This is a genomic window from Sphingobium sp. KCTC 72723, from assembly GCF_014280435.1.
Taxonomy (GTDB): Bacteria; Pseudomonadota; Alphaproteobacteria; order Sphingomonadales; family Sphingomonadaceae; genus Sphingobium.
Genome location: NZ_CP060388.1, coordinates 396,312 through 412,999 on the forward strand (window position 1 = coordinate 396,312; position 16,688 = coordinate 412,999).

Below are 16,688 nucleotides of genomic sequence, written 5' to 3' on the forward strand. Positions count from 1 at the left end.
GCTCCCCCGAAGGATCAGGCAGCCGCGCTTTCGGGCGCGACGGCGAACAGAGTGACGCCCTTATATTTGTCGTCATTCTGGTCATACAGGCCATGCATCGCCTCGAACGGGTCGTCGGTCACGACCAGGTCGGACAGGCCCACCAGCTTGAACGTGCCGAGTTTCAATTCGCGCGGCGGGCGACCGTCGCGGTCCACGGTCACGGCGTCGATGAACATCTCGTCATGGCGCGTGTAGAGGATGTGGGGTGCCAGGGTGACGACCATTTTATTATAGGTCACCTTGAGGCACTTCTGGAGCGCGATCGCTTCAAAAATCTCGGTCGGGGCTTGCATAATGTCTGCTCCATGACCGATTTTGCTGATTCTTTCAATTGCTTTGTGCGCTGCACCATTTCCATTCCACGCAATCAGCGTGGGACGAGGCGCAATCGGTCACGCAGGCACCAGCGCGCGATGAGCAGCACGGCGACGACGCCAAGGCCGCTGGCAAGGCCCAGCCAGATGCCAAGGCCCGCCATGCCGAGCGGGAAGGCAAGCAGGGTGCCGACGCCGATGCCCACCACCCAATAGCCAATCATGGCGAAAATCATGGGGATGGTCGTGTCCTGCAACCCGCGCAGCACGCCTGCGCCGACGGCCTGCGCCGCATCGACCAGCTGGAACAGGGCAGCGATGGCGAGGAAGCTGACCGCCAGCGCGGCAGTGCGGGCGTTGGCAGGATCGTTCAGGTCAAGGAAGGCGGAGACAAGCGTGCGCGGCATCCCGATCAGCACGGCGGCCGCGCAGCAGGCAAAGCCAGTGCCGATGATGAGCGCCAGCCAGCCTGCCCGGCCGATCGCCGCGCGATCATGCCGGCCATAGGCGATGCCCACGCGGATCGTTGCGGCCTGCCCGATGCCCATCGGCACCATGAACACCAGCGCGGCGATCTGGATAGCCACGGCATGGGCGGCGAGGGAATCGCGGTCGATCAGGCCCATCAGCATGGCCGACGCATTGAACACGCTGGTTTCAAAGCCCAGCGTGATGGCGATCGGCAGGCCCAGCGTCCATACCTGACGCTGCCGTTCGCGGTCGCGGCTCCAGAAACGGCCCATCAGCCGATAGCGGCGGAACCCCCGGTCGATCAGGATGACGGCAAGCAGCCCGAAGAAAAGGAAGCAGGAGGAAAGCGTGCTGGCCAGCCCCGCCCCGAACAGGCCGAGCCGGGGGAAGCCGAGATGGCCGAAGATAAGCGCCCAGCCCAAAGCGATGTTGACCGGGATGGCGGCCAGCATCACCAGCAGCCCCCAGAAGGGGCGTTCCAGCGCGGCAATGAAATTGCGCAGGGTGGTGAAGCCAAGGAAGGGGAGGAGCGCCCATTGCAGGCCGCGCATCAACTGCCCGGCTTCGCGCGACAGGTCCGCATCCTGCCCCATGGCGAGCAGGATGGCTTCGCTTTGCCACAATATGGCCCATGCGGGCAGGACGAAGAATAGAGCAGCGCGCAGCGTTTGATGCACGGTGCGGCGAATGTCGCGCACCGAATGGCGGCGACGGCCCCGTTCGCTGGCGATCAGGGGGGATGCGGCAGTGACCAGCCCCATGCCGAACAGCAGCAGCGCGTGGAACAGGTTGATCGCCAGCGCGCCCGCCGCCACCGCTTCCGCACCCAGGCGACCGAGCAGCAGCAGGTCGGTTGCCGCGATGGCGGACCAGGCGATATTGCCCGCGATCATCGGCAGCGCGAGCGCGATGAGGGCGGAGGCTTCGATGCGCCAGGGGGAGGGGTGAGTCACGATCAACGGTCCAGCCATATGTTTCAGACGTCATTGCGAGCGAAGCGAAGCAATCCAGTGGCTCGACCATGGATTGCTTCGCTTCGCTCGCAATGACGAATGTTGAAGATGTCTAGACAGATCAGTGTTTCTTGAACAGATGCAGCGCGGCAACGATGATGCCGCCGATCACCAGCCCGACGATGCCCGCGCCAATCGCGTTGACCACCCAGTCGACCACCGGGGCGATGGCGGGCAGGGCGTGGGCGGCGCTTTCCGCCATGTGGTGAATGGTGCCGGGGATCAGGTCGAAATGAAATTCGTGCAGGCCATGGACGATTAGCCCGCCACCGACCCACAGCATCGCGGCGGTGCCGACGACGCTCAATATCTTCATCAGGATCGGCATGGCCTGCACCAGCCCGCGCCCGATGGCGCGCGTGGCGGAGGAGGCGCGCTTGGCAAGGTTCAGGCCGATGTCATCCATTTTCACGATCAGGCCGACGACGCCATAGACGCCCGCCGTGATGAGGATGGCGACGACCACCAGCACGATGGCCTGTTCCCAGATCGGCTTGTCGGCCACCGTGCCAAGCGAAATGGCCATGATTTCGCCCGACAGGATGAAGTCGGTGCGAATGGCGCTGGATACTTTCTGGTTTTCCAACTCCGCCGAACTATGGGTTTCGAGCGCTTCGGCGGCAACGTCATGGCCGCCCTGCATGGCCTCCAGCAGCTTTTCCGCAGCCTCGAAGCACAGGAACGCGCCGCCCAGCATCAACAGCGGTGGCAGCAGCCAGGGCGCTAGGGCGCTGATGAGCAGCGCGGCAGGCAGCAGGAACAGCAGCTTGTTGCGGATCGACCCCTTGGCGATTTTCCAGATGATCGGCAATTCGCGGTCGGGGGTCAGGCCCATGACATAATTGGGGGTGACGGCCGCATCGTCGATCACGACGCCAGCCGCCTTCGTCCCCGCCTTGCCCGCCGCAGCCGCGACATCGTCCAGCGAAGTTGCGGCCAGTTTGGCAATGCCCGCCACATCGTCCAGCAGCGCGATCAGACCCGAAGGCATAGACTATCATTCCCCAGTTGCGGGCAGCGGTGAACCGCCCTTCGCACCCGCGTCATAGAGGGACGGGGGCAGGGGGGCAATGGAGGCTGTGAAGCTGCGTCGCAGTGCTTATCCTCCCCCCGCAAGGGGAGAATTTGTTGGGCGGTTTTGACTCCAAGGCGCGCGTCAGTAATTTCCGGGCGGGTCGCTGGCGGGGAAGCTTTCGTCCGACTGTTCGTCGACCATGTCCCATTCGTTCGGCGCGATGCCCGGTTGCGGGCCAGCGTCGCGGACGATGCCCGACGATCCCACAGGGCCACGATCGTCGGTTGGCTGGTCGTCGCCCATCCATTCGCGCCAGCCCTTGAACGCGGCAAAGCCAAGGCCGCTGACAACGGCCAATTTTATCAATCCTTTCATCGCTTATCCTCCTGAACGGCGGGAACATGGACCCAGTCGGCATGATCGCTACCAATGGCGGCGGGGGATAGGCGGATTTCGCCTTCCTCGTCCGATCCGGGCGATGGTTCGGCGGCGGCGGACAGTTGAGCCACGGCGTAACGGGCGCGCAGCGCGGCGTCGATCATCGCGGCCCAAGCGTTCGGGTCGCCTGCTTCGCGCATCGCCGCGTCAGGTTCTTTCAGGATCGCCAGGATGCTGGCGGCGTCCTCCACCCGTGCGGGCCAGTCGTCCGGCTGCGCACCGGCAAGGTGGCGGGCGAGGCGTTCGATGACAGTGCGCTGTTCCATGCCGGTCGAACGCATGTCGATGCCGCCCGTTCCGCGCGGGCTATGCTGGCGCGCGCGCCACGGTCTTGCGGCGGCGGGCAAGGAAGAAGCGCAGCATTTCGCGGGAGGCGTCCGGCCCTGCGGGATCGGTGTAGGATCCGGCGCGCGCGCCGCCCGACCAGGCATGGCCGCTGCCGTGGATCGTCCAGTTTTCCAGCATCACCAGCCCCTGCCCATTGCGATGTTCGGTGCGGGTGAAGGCGCGTCCGCCCGCTGATATGCCCTCGCGCGACTGGACGGTGATCGGGCCGGGGGTGGCGCGTTCGAGCAGCGATCGGAACCCTTCCGCATTGGACGGGTGGACGACCTTGTCGCCGTCACCGTGAAAGACGATGGTGGGGCGGGGGCGTGGCGTGCGCCCGGTCGCTGCCGCGCCGCCGGGTCGTCCGCGCATGGCCGCGAGCGCGCCGCCCAGCGTGCGAATATCCCCGAACGCGACGCCTGAATGGATGCCGACCGCGACAAAGATTTCGGGATAGGCCTGCCCCATGATCGCGGCCGTCGCCCCGCCAGCGGAAATGCCCGCAATATAGACGCGCGCAGGATCGGCGCGGCACAGCGCAATGGCATGGCGAGTCAGCGCCGCGATCATCGCCGGTTCGCCGCGCCCGCGCGCCTGATCGCCGGGCCGGTGCCAGTTCCAGCAGCGCCCTATATTGGCCGAGGGGGATTGTTCGGGATAGAGAATGACGACGCCCAGTTCGTCCGCCAACTGGTTCATGCGCGTGCCGGTGGCGAAATCGGTCGCCGATTGCGAACAGCCGTGGAGCATGACGACCAGCGGCAGGCGGCGGCGCGGCGACCCGACCGGGGTGTAGAGGCGATAACGCAGCGTGCCATGCTTGCCCTCGAAACTGCCTTCGACGAAGCTGCCGGGGAGAGGCCGGGTAGGCAGCGTGCGCGGGGCGGCCTTTGCGCGGGGCTTGGCGGCTTTACGCGCGGGCGCCTTTTTCGCGGGCGGAGCGAGCAGCGCCTTCTGCATCACGAGCGCGGCTGACATGGCGCGGCCCTTGCTCATCAGATGGGCGGCCTTCATTGCGGACGCGAACGGGTTTTTCATGGCAGTGCCTTTGGTCGGAGAGGGGCGTGGCCAACCTCTCCGAAAGCCATGACAGGATAATGGATGGCGCGCGATAAGGGTCCGGGGTTTTTTCGGGCGATGCCTTCGTTCCCTTGGCAGGGCGATTGCGCATGAAGCACAACTCATTTTACTCCGTCATGCTGAACTCGTTTCAGCATCCATCGTACCCAACAAGCCGCCGTTTATGGCGAGAAATGGATGCTGAAACGAGTTCAGCATGACGTTGGGGGGATAAAGTAAGGTCATATGCGATTTCCCTGCCCCATGGGAGGATGTTTTGAACACAAAAAAGCCGCCCGTTGCGGGGCGGCTTCTTCGTTTTTCGATGATGAAAAGGCTCAGGCTTCTTCGGCCGGGGCTTCATCCATGAAAGCGGCGATGTCGCCGGGTTCCGCGTTCGGATCATAATCCTCGGTGAAACCGGCCTCGTCCTTTTCGAACATGTCGGCCATGACGTCGACGCCCTGGCTTTGCAGTTCGGCTTCTTCAGGCGAGCGCGCCACGTTCACCTTGATGGTGACGGACACTTCGGGGTGCAGCGCGACCTTGACGTCGAACACGCCGAGCGTCTTGATCGGGCGTTCCAGAACGACCATCGCCTTGGTGACGATGGTGACGCCCTGTGCGTGCAGTGCGTCGAGGATGTCGCGAACCGCGACCGAACCGTAGAGCGCACCAGCGTTGGACGACTGGCGGATCAGGACGATCTGCGTGCCGTTGACGCCATCGGCAGCCGCTTCGGCGTCGGTGCGGCGCGCCGCATTGTCAGCTTCGATGCGGGCGCGGTTGGACTCGAATACCTTTTTATTGGCATTGTTCGAGCGCAGCGCTTTCTTGTTCGGAAGTAGGAAGTTACGGGCGTAACCGTCCTTGACGGTCACGACGTCGCCAATGGCGCCGAGCTTCTCGATCCGTTCGAGCAGGATGATTTCCATGGGTGTCTACTCCCTTACTTTACGATGTAGGGCAGCAGGCCCAGATGGCGGGCGCGCTTGATGGCCTGGGCCAGTTCGCGCTGCTTCTTGGCCGAAACGGCCGTGATGCGGCTGGGGACGATCTTGCCGCGTTCGGACACGAAGCCCTGAAGCAGACGAACGTCCTTGAAATCAATCTTCGGCGCATCCTTGGCGGCGAAGGGGCAGCTCTTGCGGCGGCGGAAAAATGGGCGTGCCATGATCGTGTGTCTCCTTATTCGCCAGCGGTTTCTTCGCGGCGCGGGCCGCGATCGCCACGGTCGCCGCGATCTTCGCGGGGACCACGATCACCACGGTCGCCGCGATCACCACGGGGACCACGATCGCCACGGTCGGGACGATCCTGCTTGCGCATCATGACCGACGGACCAGCTTCCAGCTCATCGACCTTGACGGTCATGTAGCGGATGATGTCTTCGTTGATCTGGGTCTGACGCTCCAGTTCCGCGATCACGCCGCCGGGGGCGTCGATGTTCAGCATCACATAGTGCGCTTTGCGGTTCTTGGCGATCTTGTAGGCCAGGCTACGCAGACCCCAGGTCTCGACCTTGGTCACCTTGCCCTGATTTTCTTCGACGATCTTGGTGGCGGTTTCCGCCAGAGCGTCCACCTGCGCCTGTGCCAGATCCTGGCGCGCAAGGAACACATGCTCGTACAGAGCCATGGTTATGCCTTTTCTGTTGGCCGATCGCTGACGCCCACCCCATGTGGAACGCCCCTCCGGCTGTCTTCTTTCAATGCTTGCGCGCCGGGCCGAGTCACCTCAGTCCGATGCGAAGGCGGGCCTATGGCGCAAAGGCGGGGGAAAGGCAAGGGCGGGTTTTGGCGGAACGCTTTGCTGTCCCGTCCCGTTCGGGCTGAGCTTGTCGAAGTCCTTGCCTGAGCGGAGCGAAGGCGCTTCACTGCGTTCAGCGGAGCGCTTCGACTTCGCTCAGCGTGAACGGATTTGGAGGGTGGACCATGGCGGTCGGAATTGCAGCACTATCGTTGATCCTGCTGATGATCGCGGCCTATCGCGGGATGAGCGTCATCCTGATGGCGCCGTTGCTGGCCATGCTGGCGGTGTTGCTGACCGATTCGGCCGCCGTGCCAGCCGCCTTTTCCGGCCTGTTCATGGAAAAGGTCGCCAGCTTCCTGAAACTCTATTTTCCGCTGTTCCTGCTGGGCGCATTGTTCGGCAAGATGGTGGAGATTTCGGGCTTTTCCCGCGCCATCGTGACCGCCGTGATCGGGGTGGTGGGTGCGGGGCGGGCGATTCCGGCGATCATGGCGGTCACGGCGTTGCTCACCTATGGCGGTGTGTCGGTGTTCGTCGCGGTGTTCGCGGTCTATCCCTTCGCGGCCGAGATGTTTCGCCGGGCCGACATTCCCAAACGGCTGGTGCCAGCGACCATCGGGCTGGGCGCGATCACCTTCACCATGGATGCGCTGCCCGGCACGCCGCAGATCCAGAATATCATTCCCACCAGCTTTTTTGGCACGACCAGCTGGGCCGCGCCGATGCTGGGGCTGATCGGGTCGGTCTGTATCGCGGCGATGGGGCTGGCCTATCTGGGCTGGCGGCGGCGCAGTTTGATGGCGGCGGGCGAAGGCTATGGCGCGCCCGAAACTTTGGTCAACGAACCGGACGTGCAGGAGGAGGACGCGCGCATCCATCCGTTGATCGCGCTGCTGCCGTTGCTGGTGGTGGGCGTGGGCAATTTGTTGCTGACCATGGCGATCCCGCGCTGGTTCATGGGGGAGGATGCGCTGCTGGCGTTGCCCGGCATGGCGGAACCGGTAGCCGTCAAGGTGGCGCAGGTTTCGGCGATCTGGGCAGTCGAAGGGGCGCTGCTGGCAGGCATTGCCACGATCCTGCTGTTCGCATGGGGACCAGTGGCAAAACGCTTTGCCGAAGGGTCGAAGGCAGCGGTCGGCGGCGCGTTGCTGGCGGGGATGAACACGGCAGTCGAATATGGTTTCGGCGGTGTCATTGCCGCGCTGCCGGGCTTTCTGGTGGTCAAGGAGGCGTTGCGGGCCATTCCCAATCCGCTGATAAACGAGGCGATCACGGTCACGTCGCTGGCCGGGATCACCGGGTCGGCATCGGGCGGCCTGTCGATCGCGCTGGCGGCGATGGCGGAACAGTTTATCGCGGCGGGCGACGCAGCGGGCATACCGCGCGAAGTGCTGCACCGGGTCGCGTCGATGGCGAGCGGGGGGATGGACAGCCTGCCGCATAACGGCGCGGTCATCACCTTGCTGGCGGTGACCGGGCTGACTCACCGGCAGGCCTATAAGGACATATTCGCGCTGACGCTGATCAAGACGGTAACGGTGTTCATCGTCATTGCCGTCTATTATCTGACCGGGCTGGTTTAGGGCGCGTTCAGGCGGCGGGACGGTGCATTTCTGCCGATCCCATGAAATGGGCGCGGGTCGATGGCCCGGCACTGTCCAGCAACGCAGCCACCTTGTCCCGCAAATTGGCGGAGGGTGCAGCCGGATCGTCGAAAGCCATGGCCCATTCGCCAAATTCGCGCGCGTCGATTTGCCCCTCGCGCAATTTCACGACGGCGCGGTGGCGTGGGTCGTCATGGATGCGGGCAAAGATGCGATCGACTGCGTCTTTTGGCCCTTCCAGCACCTGAAGGAAGCGGCGGCTGTTGAAGAGAAGCAGGCCGGTCACGTCGTCGCGCCGATTGCTGGTCGCCGAACGCTGCGCGATGGCTGCGCAGTCCTGCGGCGTGACCGTGCCGACCATCGTGCTGATATACATGATCTGATTGAAAGACATGGACATTCCCGTTAGCGCCGCCCCCGGCCCGGCCATCTAGGGCAATATCCCTTAATATCGGGTATTTAACCTCGATCAGAATCGGCCAGACGCACAAATGCCGCAGGGGGAGAGAACCCTGCGGCATCATGCCGGGCCTTTCGGCGGATCGTTACCGGATGGCGCTGCCCACGACCGCGCCGATCAGGCCGCTGGTGATGGCGATCATCACGGCGTCATTGCCCGAACGCACCCACTGATAACCGCGCGGCGGGGCCGACAGGCGATAGTCGCGATAATTGTTCACGACGCGATAGTTGGTGGCATAGCGACGGTCGAAGCGCTGCCCCTTGGCCCAGCGGCGGGCCTGCGGCGTTGCCTTGCGCACGGTGGTCTTCTGCTTGATGACGGTGCGGCCATTGGGCTTTTCCTTGACCACGGTGCGGGTCACTTCCTGACGATGCTGGCCATTATAGTGCTGAGCCTGCGCCTGTGCGCTGACGATCGGGCTGGCGACCAGCGTCGTGGTGGCCAAGGCGATGAGAATTTTCTTGAACATGTCTTTGCTCCTTTGCCTTGATTTCGGGCGCCGTCTCTTTGGCGTCGAAGACTGGAATAGAACGCGCTTGTCGCGGGGATGTGTCATGGCAGGGCAAAGAATGTCGGAAAATGTAACAGATTGAAATTTAATCTGAATATTGGTTCAGGAAGCGGGGTGGGACGGCGCAAATAAAGCCGGTCCTCCCCTGGAAGGGGAGGGCTATCGCATATGAAAATACCCCGCGTTCAGTCGTCATGCTGAACTCGTTTCAGCATCCATTTCTCGTCACGAATAGCGGCTTTTCGGTCACGATGGATCCTGAAATAAATTCAGGATGACATTGTAGGGATGAACAAAAGTCATATGCGATAGCCCTCCCCTGCAAGGGGAGGATCGGCGTTGTTAGACATGGCAGTATAGGATTTGCAGGAAACCCGATCGCTCAAAAGAAAAGCCCCGGAAAGGGCGGTCCTTCCGGGGCTTTGCCATGACCAACATAGCGGGCGGTTCATTCGGGCAGCGGGGTCGCGGTCACGGTCATGCGCGTCAGCAGGATGGGGTTGTGCTGTCCTTCGACGATCTGCGCCTGATCGGGTGCCTGCGCATCGACGGTGGCGAAGGGGGCAAGGCCCAGCGTGAGGACGAACAGGCTGGCGGCCATGCTCAGCAGGAGAGATTTCATGAATTGCCCTTTCTGCGGCACCAAAAGCAGCGCCGTGAAAGGGCAATAGGGGGAGAGTGTCGCAGCCATGTCCCCGTGCCGGGGAAGTTTGTCGGAAAGTGTAACGACGCGCCCTATTCGTGCCGCCCCTATTCGTGCCGCAACGCATCGATCGGATTGAGCGCGGCGGCGCGGCGGGCCGGGAAATAGCCGAACACGACCCCGATCGCGGCGGAAAACAGGAAAGCGATGATGTTGACCTTCAGGTCGAAGATAAACGGCACCTGCATCAGCGGCGCGATGGCCAGCGTCGCGCCCAGCGCCAGCACCAGCCCGATGAGGCCGCCAAGGCAGGACAGCACGATCGCTTCGACCAGAAACTGCAACAATACTTCGCGCGCGACTGCGCCGATGGCCAGGCGGATGCCGATTTCGCGGGTCCGCTCCGTCACCGACACCAGCATGATGTTCATGATGCCGATGCCGCCGACCAGCAGCGATATCGCCGCCACCGCGCCGACGATCTGCGTCAATATGGTGGTGGTGCCGGTCAGTGTGTCGCTGATCTGCTTGGTGTCGAACACGTTGAAATTATCGTCGCCGCCCGCCTTGATCTTGCGCCGTTCACGCATCAGTTCCTCAAGGCTGGCCTGCACGGTGGATGTGTCATAGGCATCGTCCACCGCGACCATGATCTGGCTGATGTCGCGGTCGCCAGTGAAGCGGCGCTGCACGAATTTGATCGGCATGACGACGACATCGTCCTGATCGCCAAAGCCGCCTTGCCCGCGCGTGGATAGCACGCCGATGATCTGGCACGACACGCCCTTGATCCGCATCCGCTTGCCCACCGGCTCATTGCCCTGGAACAGGTTGGTGCGCACGGTATTGCCGATGATGCAGACGGCGCGCCCGGCTTCTTCCTCATCGGGCATGAATAGCCGACCGTCGGCGACGGCCCATTGCTGAACCTGCGAATAGGCCGATGTGGTGCCATAGACGGTGGTGGACCAGTTATTGCCTTCGTAAATGGCGGTACCGGTCGATTGCACCACGGGGGCGACGGCGCGGACGCCGGTCAGCTGATTTTCGATCGCGGTCAGGTCTGCGGGCTTGAAATCGGGCGGACGCGGCCCGCCGCCACCCCGGCCAAATCCCTGTCCGGGGCGCAATTGCAGGACGTTGGCACCCAGCGAGCTGATCTGCTGCCGTACCGCTGCGGTGGCGCCATTGCCCAGCGTCACCATGGTCACGACGGCGGCGACGCCGATGATGATGCCCAGCGTGGTCAGGAAACTGCGCAATTTGTGCCGGTTGATCGCACGGAAGGCGAGGGTGATGGTGGTGCCTAACATGGGACGCCCTCACGATAGTCCACATCGTCATCCTGAAACACGTTCAGGATGACGGCATTGCGCGCACTCACGCCACCACCCCAGTGTCGATCCGCTCGACGAGCCCGTCCTTGAAATGCACGATAGTCCGCGCAAATGCTGCCATGTCCGGTTCGTGCGTCACCATCAGCACGGTGATGCCGCTGTTGCGGTTGAGGTCGGTCAGCAATTGCATGATTTCAACCGATCGTTCCGAATCGAGGTTGCCGGTCGGTTCGTCGGCCAGCAGCACGTCCGGGCTGGTGACGATGGCCCGCGCGATGGCGACGCGCTGTTGCTGCCCGCCCGACAGTTCGGCAGGCGTATGGTCCCACCAGTCCTTCAGCCCCACCTTGTCCAGCGCGGCCATGCCCATGTCGTAGCGGGTTTTCTTGTCCTCCCCGCGATAGATGAGCGGCAATTCGACATTTTCCAGCGCGGTGGTGCGCGACAACAGGTTGAAGCCCTGAAACACGAAGCCAAGATAGCGGCGGCGCAGCAGCGCGCGCTGGTCACGGTCCAGCGTTTCGACATGATGCCCCTTGAACAGGAACTTGCCCCCGGTCGGCACGTCGAGGCAGCCAAGGATGTTCATCGTCGTGGATTTGCCGGAGCCTGACGGTCCCATGACTGCTACGAAATCACCCTGCGCAATGTCCAGGTCAATGCCCTTCAGCGCCTGAAAGGCTGTCGGGCCAGCGCCATAGACTTTGGTGACGCCGCGCAGGGAAATGATGGGGCTTGCGTCCATTGCTCTTATGTCCCGCTCGGACGACCGGTGCCGCGCGTGTCGGCGGGCGCGACCGGCGCGGTTTCGGGTGCCTTGTCGCCGGAATTGCCCAATGCGTCGATGCTGGCGGGCTTGCCGTCCGCCGCCGGATTGCGCTGGCGGTCGCGGGCCTTGTCGCCGCCGTTCGCATTGCCATTCTGGTCCTCGGCCGGGGCTTCCTGCCCGGCGGCCAGTTGCCCGGTGATGACGCGCATCCCGGCTTTCAGGTCGCCGCCGCTGATGACGGTGCGCGCGCCGTCGCTGGCGCCGATCTTGACCTGCACCGCTTTGGGATTGCCATCCTCACCCAATATATAGACGGTCTGGCTGCTGCCTGCGCCGAAATTGACCTGCCGCGCATTGCCGCCGCGCCGCATACGCCCCCGCCCTGGCAGGACGCTGGTGATGCCGCCGCCCTGTTTGGCGGCGCTGGGCTTGAAGCGCAGCGCGCTGTTGGGGACGAGCAGGACGTTGCGCAATTCCTGCGTCACGATGTCCGCCGTTGCGGTCATGCCGGGGCGCAGCGTTTCGTCACGGTTATCGACCGTCAGCACGGCAGTATAGGCGACCACGGTGCCGGCAGTGCTGGTCGTCGTCGTGCTGGACGATGACGTGCTGCTGGCGTTGGAGCCGACATTCACCCGGCTGACCGTGGCGGGGAAGGTGCGGCCGGGGAAGGCATCGACCGCGAAATTCGCGCTCTGGCCGTCCTTCACCTGACCCACATCGGCTTCATCGACCGACACTTCGACTTCCATCTGCGTCAGGTCTTCGGCCAGGGTGAACAGCACCGGCGCGTTGAGCGAGGCGGCGACCGTCTGCCCCGGTTCGATGTCGCGGGACAGGACGACGCCGTTTACCGGCGACACGATTTGCGCGATCGACAGGTTGGTCTGCGCCGACGAAAGTTGCGCGCGCGACACATCGACCTGCGCCTGTGCCGACCGCAGGGTGGCGACCGCGCCCTGATAGGTGGCGCGGGCGGAATCGATTTCGGTCTTGGCCGGCACCTTGCCGCCCGAAAGCTGGAACACGTTGAGTTGCCGGTCGAGCGTCGCCTTGGCCAGCGCGACCTGCGCCTGCGCCTGCGCGACGCTGGCTTGAGATGATGCGACCTGCGCCCGGTTCTGGTTCACGGTGTCGGTCAGGCGGCGGGTGTCCAGTTCGGCCAGCCGCTGCCCCTTGGTCACGCGGTCGTTCACATCGACATAGACGGCGATGATCTTGCCCGATTGCTCGGACCCCACATCCACCTGATTGACGGGTTTGAGGTTGCCGGTGGCGGATACTGAGACGGTCAGGTCGCCGGTGCGCACTTCGCGGGTCGCATAATTGGGCTTGTCGTCCCCGGCAAAGCAGCGCGACACCAGCAGGACGACGACCAGCAACAGGGCAAGCAATCCGCCCCGCACCGCCCATTTGCGCCATGGTTTGGCGGGCTTGGCCCCCAGAAATTCGTCCAGGGTCGGATCGGTGGTCATGTCATTGCTCATGATTTTTGTTCATCCGGGCGGGTATCCATGCTCTGCCAGCCGCCACCCAGCGCATTGTAAAGCTGGGCAATGGCCAGAACCTCGTCGGATTGCGCCGAAGCGAGGCTGTTGCGGGCGTTCAAAAGAGTGGTTTCGCTGTTCGACAGCGTCTGGAAATCGGTCAGCCCCGCCTGATACTGGCTGCGCGCCAGAATCGCGGCATTGTTCGACGCATCAAAAGCGATGGCGAACTGCGCCTTGCGGGTCCGCGCGGCGGCCAGCGCAGCCATCGCATTCTCGACATCCTCCAGCGCGGTCAGCACATTCTTCTTATAGGTGGCGAAGGCAGCGTCGGTGCCAGCCTTTTGCGACCGGACCTGAGAGGCGAGGCGGCCACCGTCGAATATGGTCTGCGCCACATTGGCGAATACGCCGCCAGTAATCAGGCTGAACAGATTCTTGAACGCATTTGACGTGGTGCCGATGTTGCCGCTGATGCCGAGCGAGGGATAAAGCTGCGCCTGCGCCACGCCGATCCGCGCAGTCGCGGCGGCCAGCCCGCGTTCGGCGCTGCGTATGTCGGGCCGCTGGCGCAGCGTGTCGGCGGGGATGCCGGTGGCGATCTGCGGCGCGGCGACGGGGATGGGGGCGGGTGTTTCGAGCGTGCGGGTCGCGTCGCCCGGTGCCTGCCCGGTCAGCACCGCGATGCGGTTCAAACTGCCGCGCAGGCCCGATTCCAGTTGGGGGATCGACGCGCTGGTCTGCGCCAGTTGGGCGCGCGCCTGCTGCTCGTCCAGTGAGGACACAAGGCCCGCCTGCAACCGCCAGCGGGCAATGTCATAATTATCCTGCTGCACGCCCACGCTTTGCCGGGCGATGCGCAACTGTTCCTGCGCCAGCCGCGCCTGCACATAGTTGGTGACGAGTTCGGATATGATCGTCATCCGCACGGTGGCAAGGTCGTAACCCGATGCGGCAAGGTCCGCCCGCGCGGCTTCCGCCCCGCGCGACAATTCGCCGAACAGGTCGACCTGCCAGCTTGCATTCGCATTGGCCGAATAGCTGCTCGACCAGTTGCTGGAGCCGAGCGCGATCACATTGCCGCTGCTGTCGGTGCGGGTGCCTCCAGCCTGGCTGCGGTAATTTTTGCCGCCGCTGCCCGATCCGCTGATCTGGGGCAGGAAGGATGCGTTCGCCTGGGCCAGGGATTCGCGTGCCTGCCGCAACCGGGCCTGCGCCGCCACGATGTCGAGGTTGTTGGCCACCGCCGCATCGACCAGCGCGCTGAGCGCGGGATCGTTGAGCCGCGTCCACCATTGCGCCAGCGCGGCGTCATCCTGCGCCACGCTATCGCCACCACTATAGGTCGCGGGGATGCCCAGAGCGGCGGCCTGTGGCGGGCGATAGTCCGGCCCCGCCGCGCAGGCGGACAGGGTCAGCGCCGTCCCGGCAATCCATGCAATGCGATATCGCACCTTTTCCTAACACTCCGTCATCGTTAAAGGGGCGGCCACGCTGCCCCCAAGGGAAGGGGGGCGGGAGACGTTCGCCCCTGCCTGCTACAGGGGCGTGTATGGCTCAACGCCATTTATGTCTCAAAGTGTAACATGTTTGAAATCGCGCGCTTTTTTCGCGCGGATGGTCAGGGGATGAACGATGCGGGCTTTTCTTTTTCCGGGGCAGGGCAGCCAGTCCGTGGGCATGGGCAAGGCTTTGGCCGACGCCAGCCCCGCCGCGCGCGAACTGTTTCAGGAAGTCGATGACGCGCTGGGCCAGAACCTGTTCCGCATCATGGTGGAAGGGCCGGACAGCGACCTGTTGCTGACCGAAAATGCGCAGCCCGCGATCATGGCCAATGCGCTCGCCACCTTGCGGGTGATGCAGAAGGAAGGCGGCTTTTCGCTCAGCGAGAAGGGCGATTATGTCGCGGGCCATAGCCTTGGCGAATATAGCGCGCTGTGCGCGGTCGAAGCGTTCGACATCGGCACCACCGCGCGTCTGCTCAAGCTGCGCGGGCGCGCGATGCAGGCCGCTGTGCCGGTCGGCGAAGGCGCGATGGCGGCGTTGCTGGGTGCGGACATCGAAAAGGCGCAGGCGCTGGCCGATGCCGCCGCGCAGGGCGAAGTCTGCACCGTCGCCAACGACAATGACCCCAGCCAGGTCGTGATTTCGGGCCATCGTGGCGCGATCGAACGGGCCATCGCTCTGGTCAAGGATCATGGCATCAAGCGCGGCGTTCTGCTGCCGGTATCGGCACCCTTCCATTGCCCGCTGATGCAGCCTGCTGCGGACGCGATGGCGGAGGCGCTGGCGAAAGTGACGATCCAGTCGCCGCTGCTGCCGGTCTATGCCAATGTGCTGGCCGCGCCGATCGCCGACCCGGACGATATTCGCGCGCGGCTGGTCGAACAAGTGACGGGCCGGGTGCGCTGGCGCGAATCCGTCGCCGCCATGTGGGACGCGGGCGTGACCGATTTCGTCGAACTGGGCGGCAAGGTGCTGGGACCGATGGTCAAGCGCATCGCTCCCGACGCGACTGTGCGCAGCATCATGACGATGGACGACATCGAAGCCGCACTAGGGGCGTTCTGAACATTTTGCGCCTCTGCGCGAACCGAACTGATGGAGTAAAATATGTTCGACCTTACAGGCATGACCGCGCTGGTGACTGGCGCTTCGGGGGGGATCGGCTCTGAAATCGCGCGGTCGCTGGCGGCGCAGGGGGCGACGCTGGCGCTGTCGGGCAGCAATGAGGACAAGCTCAAGGCGTTTGCGGCGGAACTGGGCGGGGATCATAAGACGCTCGTGTGCAACCTGTCCGACCCTGCATCAGTCGATGCGCTGGTGCCGCAGGCCGTGGAAGCGCTGGGCGGGCGGATCGACATTCTGGTCAACAATGCTGGCGTGACCCGCGACAACCTGATCCTGCGCATGAAGGATGAGGAATGGATGAGCGTCATCGCCATCAATCTGGAAGCTGCGTTCCGCCTGTGCCGCGCGGCGGCCAAGCCGATGATGAAGCAGCGTTTTGGCCGCATCATTTCCATCACGTCGGTCGTGGGCGTCACTGGTAATCCGGGCCAGTCCAACTATTGCGCGTCTAAGGCAGGCATCATCGGCATGTCCAAATCGCTGGGTCAGGAACTGGCCAGCCGGGGCATCACGGTGAATTGCGTCGCGCCCGGCTTCATCCGTTCGGCCATGACCGATGCGCTGAATGACGTGCAGAAGGGCGCGATCCTTCAGAAAATCCCGGTCGGCGATTTGGGCGATGGCGCGGACATCGGCGCGGCGGTCGTCTATCTGGCGAGCAAGGAAGCGGGTTATGTCAACGGTCAGACGCTGCATGTGAACGGCGGCATGGCCATGATATAAGGATAGGCCGATATTTCACCCAGGCTGGGCTGCAAATACCATCCTTCTGCGCTTCCGGTGCTCACGTGCTTTATGCACGCTGCGCGCCG

Annotated in this window: 19 protein-coding genes; 3 read left to right on the plus strand and 16 right to left on the minus strand. The window is 63.8% G+C overall.

Going from position 1 to position 16,688, the window contains the following annotated elements; genetic code table 11:
* Positions 1–14 precede the first annotated feature (14 nt).
* The 9 genes from SPBM01_RS02125 to rpsF all read right to left on the minus strand — a co-directional run bounded on the left by SPBM01_RS02125 (position 15) and on the right by rpsF (position 6,317).
* Complete coding sequence (locus SPBM01_RS02125; protein ID WP_188063799.1) at positions 15–335, minus strand: hypothetical protein; 321 nt, start codon at positions 333–335, stop codon at positions 15–17.
* Between the two features lie 74 nt (positions 336–409).
* A complete protein-coding gene (locus tag SPBM01_RS02130; RefSeq protein ID WP_188063800.1) occupies positions 410–1,798 on the minus strand; it encodes an MATE family efflux transporter in 1,389 nt (462 codons plus the stop codon).
* 103 nt (positions 1,799–1,901) lie between these two features.
* Positions 1,902–2,831, minus strand: coding sequence for a DUF808 domain-containing protein (locus SPBM01_RS02135; protein ID WP_188063801.1), 930 nt, complete (start codon positions 2,829–2,831; stop codon positions 1,902–1,904).
* 165 nt (positions 2,832–2,996) lie between these two features.
* The gene (locus SPBM01_RS02140) at positions 2,997–3,230 is read right to left on the minus strand and encodes a hypothetical protein (protein ID WP_188063802.1); all 234 of its coding nucleotides are present in this window, start codon (positions 3,228–3,230) and stop codon (positions 2,997–2,999) included.
* On the minus strand, positions 3,227–3,574 hold the full coding sequence (locus SPBM01_RS02145; protein WP_410483020.1) for a hypothetical protein: 348 nt from the start codon (positions 3,572–3,574) through the stop codon (positions 3,227–3,229). Before SPBM01_RS02145 ends, SPBM01_RS02140 begins: the two co-directional genes overlap by 4 nt.
* 25 nt (positions 3,575–3,599) lie before the next feature.
* Complete coding sequence (locus tag SPBM01_RS02150; protein WP_188063803.1) at positions 3,600–4,658, minus strand: alpha/beta hydrolase family esterase; 1,059 nt, start codon at positions 4,656–4,658, stop codon at positions 3,600–3,602.
* 359 nt (positions 4,659–5,017) lie between these two features.
* Positions 5,018–5,614 carry a 50S ribosomal protein L9 gene (gene rplI, locus SPBM01_RS02155; RefSeq protein WP_188063804.1) on the minus strand — a complete coding sequence of 199 codons (597 nt, stop codon included), beginning with the start codon at positions 5,612–5,614 and terminating at the stop codon, positions 5,018–5,020.
* 14 nt (positions 5,615–5,628) lie between these two features.
* Complete coding sequence (rpsR, locus tag SPBM01_RS02160; protein ID WP_167303342.1) at positions 5,629–5,853, minus strand: 30S ribosomal protein S18; 225 nt, start codon at positions 5,851–5,853, stop codon at positions 5,629–5,631.
* A gap of 14 nt (positions 5,854–5,867) precedes the next feature.
* Entirely contained in the window at positions 5,868–6,317 is a 450-nt protein-coding gene (gene rpsF, locus SPBM01_RS02165; RefSeq protein ID WP_188063805.1) for a 30S ribosomal protein S6, read from the minus strand.
* Positions 6,318–6,613: 296 nt separating this feature from the next.
* On the opposite strand from rpsF, the gene SPBM01_RS02170 reads away from it, so the two are divergent.
* Entirely contained in the window at positions 6,614–8,014 is a 1,401-nt protein-coding gene (locus tag SPBM01_RS02170; RefSeq protein ID WP_188063806.1) for a GntP family permease, read from the plus strand.
* Positions 8,015–8,021: 7 nt separating this feature from the next.
* On the opposite strand, the gene SPBM01_RS02175 is transcribed toward SPBM01_RS02170, so the two are convergent.
* The 7 genes from SPBM01_RS02175 to SPBM01_RS02205 form a co-directional block, all read right to left on the minus strand.
* Complete coding sequence (locus tag SPBM01_RS02175; protein WP_262504302.1) at positions 8,022–8,429, minus strand: BLUF domain-containing protein; 408 nt, start codon at positions 8,427–8,429, stop codon at positions 8,022–8,024.
* A gap of 151 nt (positions 8,430–8,580) precedes the next feature.
* Complete coding sequence (locus tag SPBM01_RS02180) at positions 8,581–8,967, minus strand: RcnB family protein (protein ID WP_188063807.1); 387 nt, start codon at positions 8,965–8,967, stop codon at positions 8,581–8,583.
* 490 nt (positions 8,968–9,457) lie between these two features.
* Positions 9,458–9,631, minus strand: coding sequence for a hypothetical protein (locus SPBM01_RS02185; protein ID WP_188063808.1), 174 nt, complete (start codon positions 9,629–9,631; stop codon positions 9,458–9,460).
* Between the two features lie 128 nt (positions 9,632–9,759).
* Positions 9,760–10,965, minus strand: a complete 1,206-nt coding sequence (locus SPBM01_RS02190) for an ABC transporter permease (protein WP_188063809.1) — start codon at positions 10,963–10,965, stop codon at positions 9,760–9,762.
* A 67-nt stretch (positions 10,966–11,032) separates the two neighbouring features.
* Entirely contained in the window at positions 11,033–11,734 is a 702-nt protein-coding gene (locus SPBM01_RS02195; protein ID WP_188063810.1) for an ABC transporter ATP-binding protein, read from the minus strand.
* 5 nt (positions 11,735–11,739) lie between these two features.
* On the minus strand, positions 11,740–13,245 hold the full coding sequence (locus tag SPBM01_RS02200; RefSeq protein ID WP_188063811.1) for an efflux RND transporter periplasmic adaptor subunit: 1,506 nt from the start codon (positions 13,243–13,245) through the stop codon (positions 11,740–11,742).
* The gene (locus tag SPBM01_RS02205; protein WP_188063812.1) at positions 13,242–14,699 is read right to left on the minus strand and encodes an efflux transporter outer membrane subunit; all 1,458 of its coding nucleotides are present in this window, start codon (positions 14,697–14,699) and stop codon (positions 13,242–13,244) included. Before SPBM01_RS02205 ends, SPBM01_RS02200 begins: the two co-directional genes overlap by 4 nt.
* Positions 14,700–14,880: 181 nt before the next feature.
* On the opposite strand from SPBM01_RS02205, the gene fabD reads away from it, so the two are divergent.
* On the plus strand, positions 14,881–15,816 hold the full coding sequence (fabD, locus tag SPBM01_RS02210) for an ACP S-malonyltransferase (RefSeq protein WP_188063813.1): 936 nt from the start codon (positions 14,881–14,883) through the stop codon (positions 15,814–15,816).
* 42 nt (positions 15,817–15,858) lie between these two features.
* Positions 15,859–16,599, plus strand: a complete 741-nt coding sequence (fabG, locus tag SPBM01_RS02215; RefSeq protein WP_188063814.1) for a 3-oxoacyl-[acyl-carrier-protein] reductase — start codon at positions 15,859–15,861, stop codon at positions 16,597–16,599.
* The last annotated feature ends 89 nt before the right edge of the window (positions 16,600–16,688 follow it).

What these genes read in the sequence shown, in the direction of transcription:
- SPBM01_RS02130 (WP_188063800.1), bottom strand. Translation starts at nt 1,798, where the DNA reads ATGGCTGGACCGTTGATCGTGACTCACCCCTCCCCCTGGCGCATCGAA.
- rpsR (WP_167303342.1), bottom strand. Translation starts at nt 5,853, where the DNA reads ATGGCACGCCCATTTTTCCGCCGCCGCAAGAGCTGCCCCTTCGCCGCC.
- SPBM01_RS02185 (WP_188063808.1), bottom strand. Translation starts at nt 9,631, where the DNA reads ATGAAATCTCTCCTGCTGAGCATGGCCGCCAGCCTGTTCGTCCTCACG.
- SPBM01_RS02195 (WP_188063810.1), bottom strand. Translation starts at nt 11,734, where the DNA reads ATGGACGCAAGCCCCATCATTTCCCTGCGCGGCGTCACCAAAGTCTAT.
- rplI (WP_188063804.1), bottom strand. Translation starts at nt 5,614, where the DNA reads ATGGAAATCATCCTGCTCGAACGGATCGAGAAGCTCGGCGCCATTGGC.
- fabD (WP_188063813.1), top strand. Translation starts at nt 14,881, where the DNA reads ATGCGGGCTTTTCTTTTTCCGGGGCAGGGCAGCCAGTCCGTGGGCATG.
- SPBM01_RS02200 (WP_188063811.1), bottom strand. Translation starts at nt 13,245, where the DNA reads ATGAGCAATGACATGACCACCGATCCGACCCTGGACGAATTTCTGGGG.
- fabG (WP_188063814.1), top strand. Translation starts at nt 15,859, where the DNA reads ATGTTCGACCTTACAGGCATGACCGCGCTGGTGACTGGCGCTTCGGGG.
- SPBM01_RS02140 (WP_188063802.1), bottom strand. Translation starts at nt 3,230, where the DNA reads ATGAAAGGATTGATAAAATTGGCCGTTGTCAGCGGCCTTGGCTTTGCC.
- SPBM01_RS02135 (WP_188063801.1), bottom strand. Translation starts at nt 2,831, where the DNA reads ATGCCTTCGGGTCTGATCGCGCTGCTGGACGATGTGGCGGGCATTGCC.
- SPBM01_RS02150 (WP_188063803.1), bottom strand. Translation starts at nt 4,658, where the DNA reads ATGAAAAACCCGTTCGCGTCCGCAATGAAGGCCGCCCATCTGATGAGC.
- SPBM01_RS02175 (WP_262504302.1), bottom strand. Translation starts at nt 8,429, where the DNA reads ATGTCTTTCAATCAGATCATGTATATCAGCACGATGGTCGGCACGGTC.
- SPBM01_RS02170 (WP_188063806.1), top strand. Translation starts at nt 6,614, where the DNA reads ATGGCGGTCGGAATTGCAGCACTATCGTTGATCCTGCTGATGATCGCG.
- SPBM01_RS02125 (WP_188063799.1), bottom strand. Translation starts at nt 335, where the DNA reads ATGCAAGCCCCGACCGAGATTTTTGAAGCGATCGCGCTCCAGAAGTGC.
- SPBM01_RS02180 (WP_188063807.1), bottom strand. Translation starts at nt 8,967, where the DNA reads ATGTTCAAGAAAATTCTCATCGCCTTGGCCACCACGACGCTGGTCGCC.
- SPBM01_RS02190 (WP_188063809.1), bottom strand. Translation starts at nt 10,965, where the DNA reads ATGTTAGGCACCACCATCACCCTCGCCTTCCGTGCGATCAACCGGCAC.
- SPBM01_RS02145 (WP_410483020.1), bottom strand. Translation starts at nt 3,574, where the DNA reads ATGCGTTCGACCGGCATGGAACAGCGCACTGTCATCGAACGCCTCGCC.
- rpsF (WP_188063805.1), bottom strand. Translation starts at nt 6,317, where the DNA reads ATGGCTCTGTACGAGCATGTGTTCCTTGCGCGCCAGGATCTGGCACAG.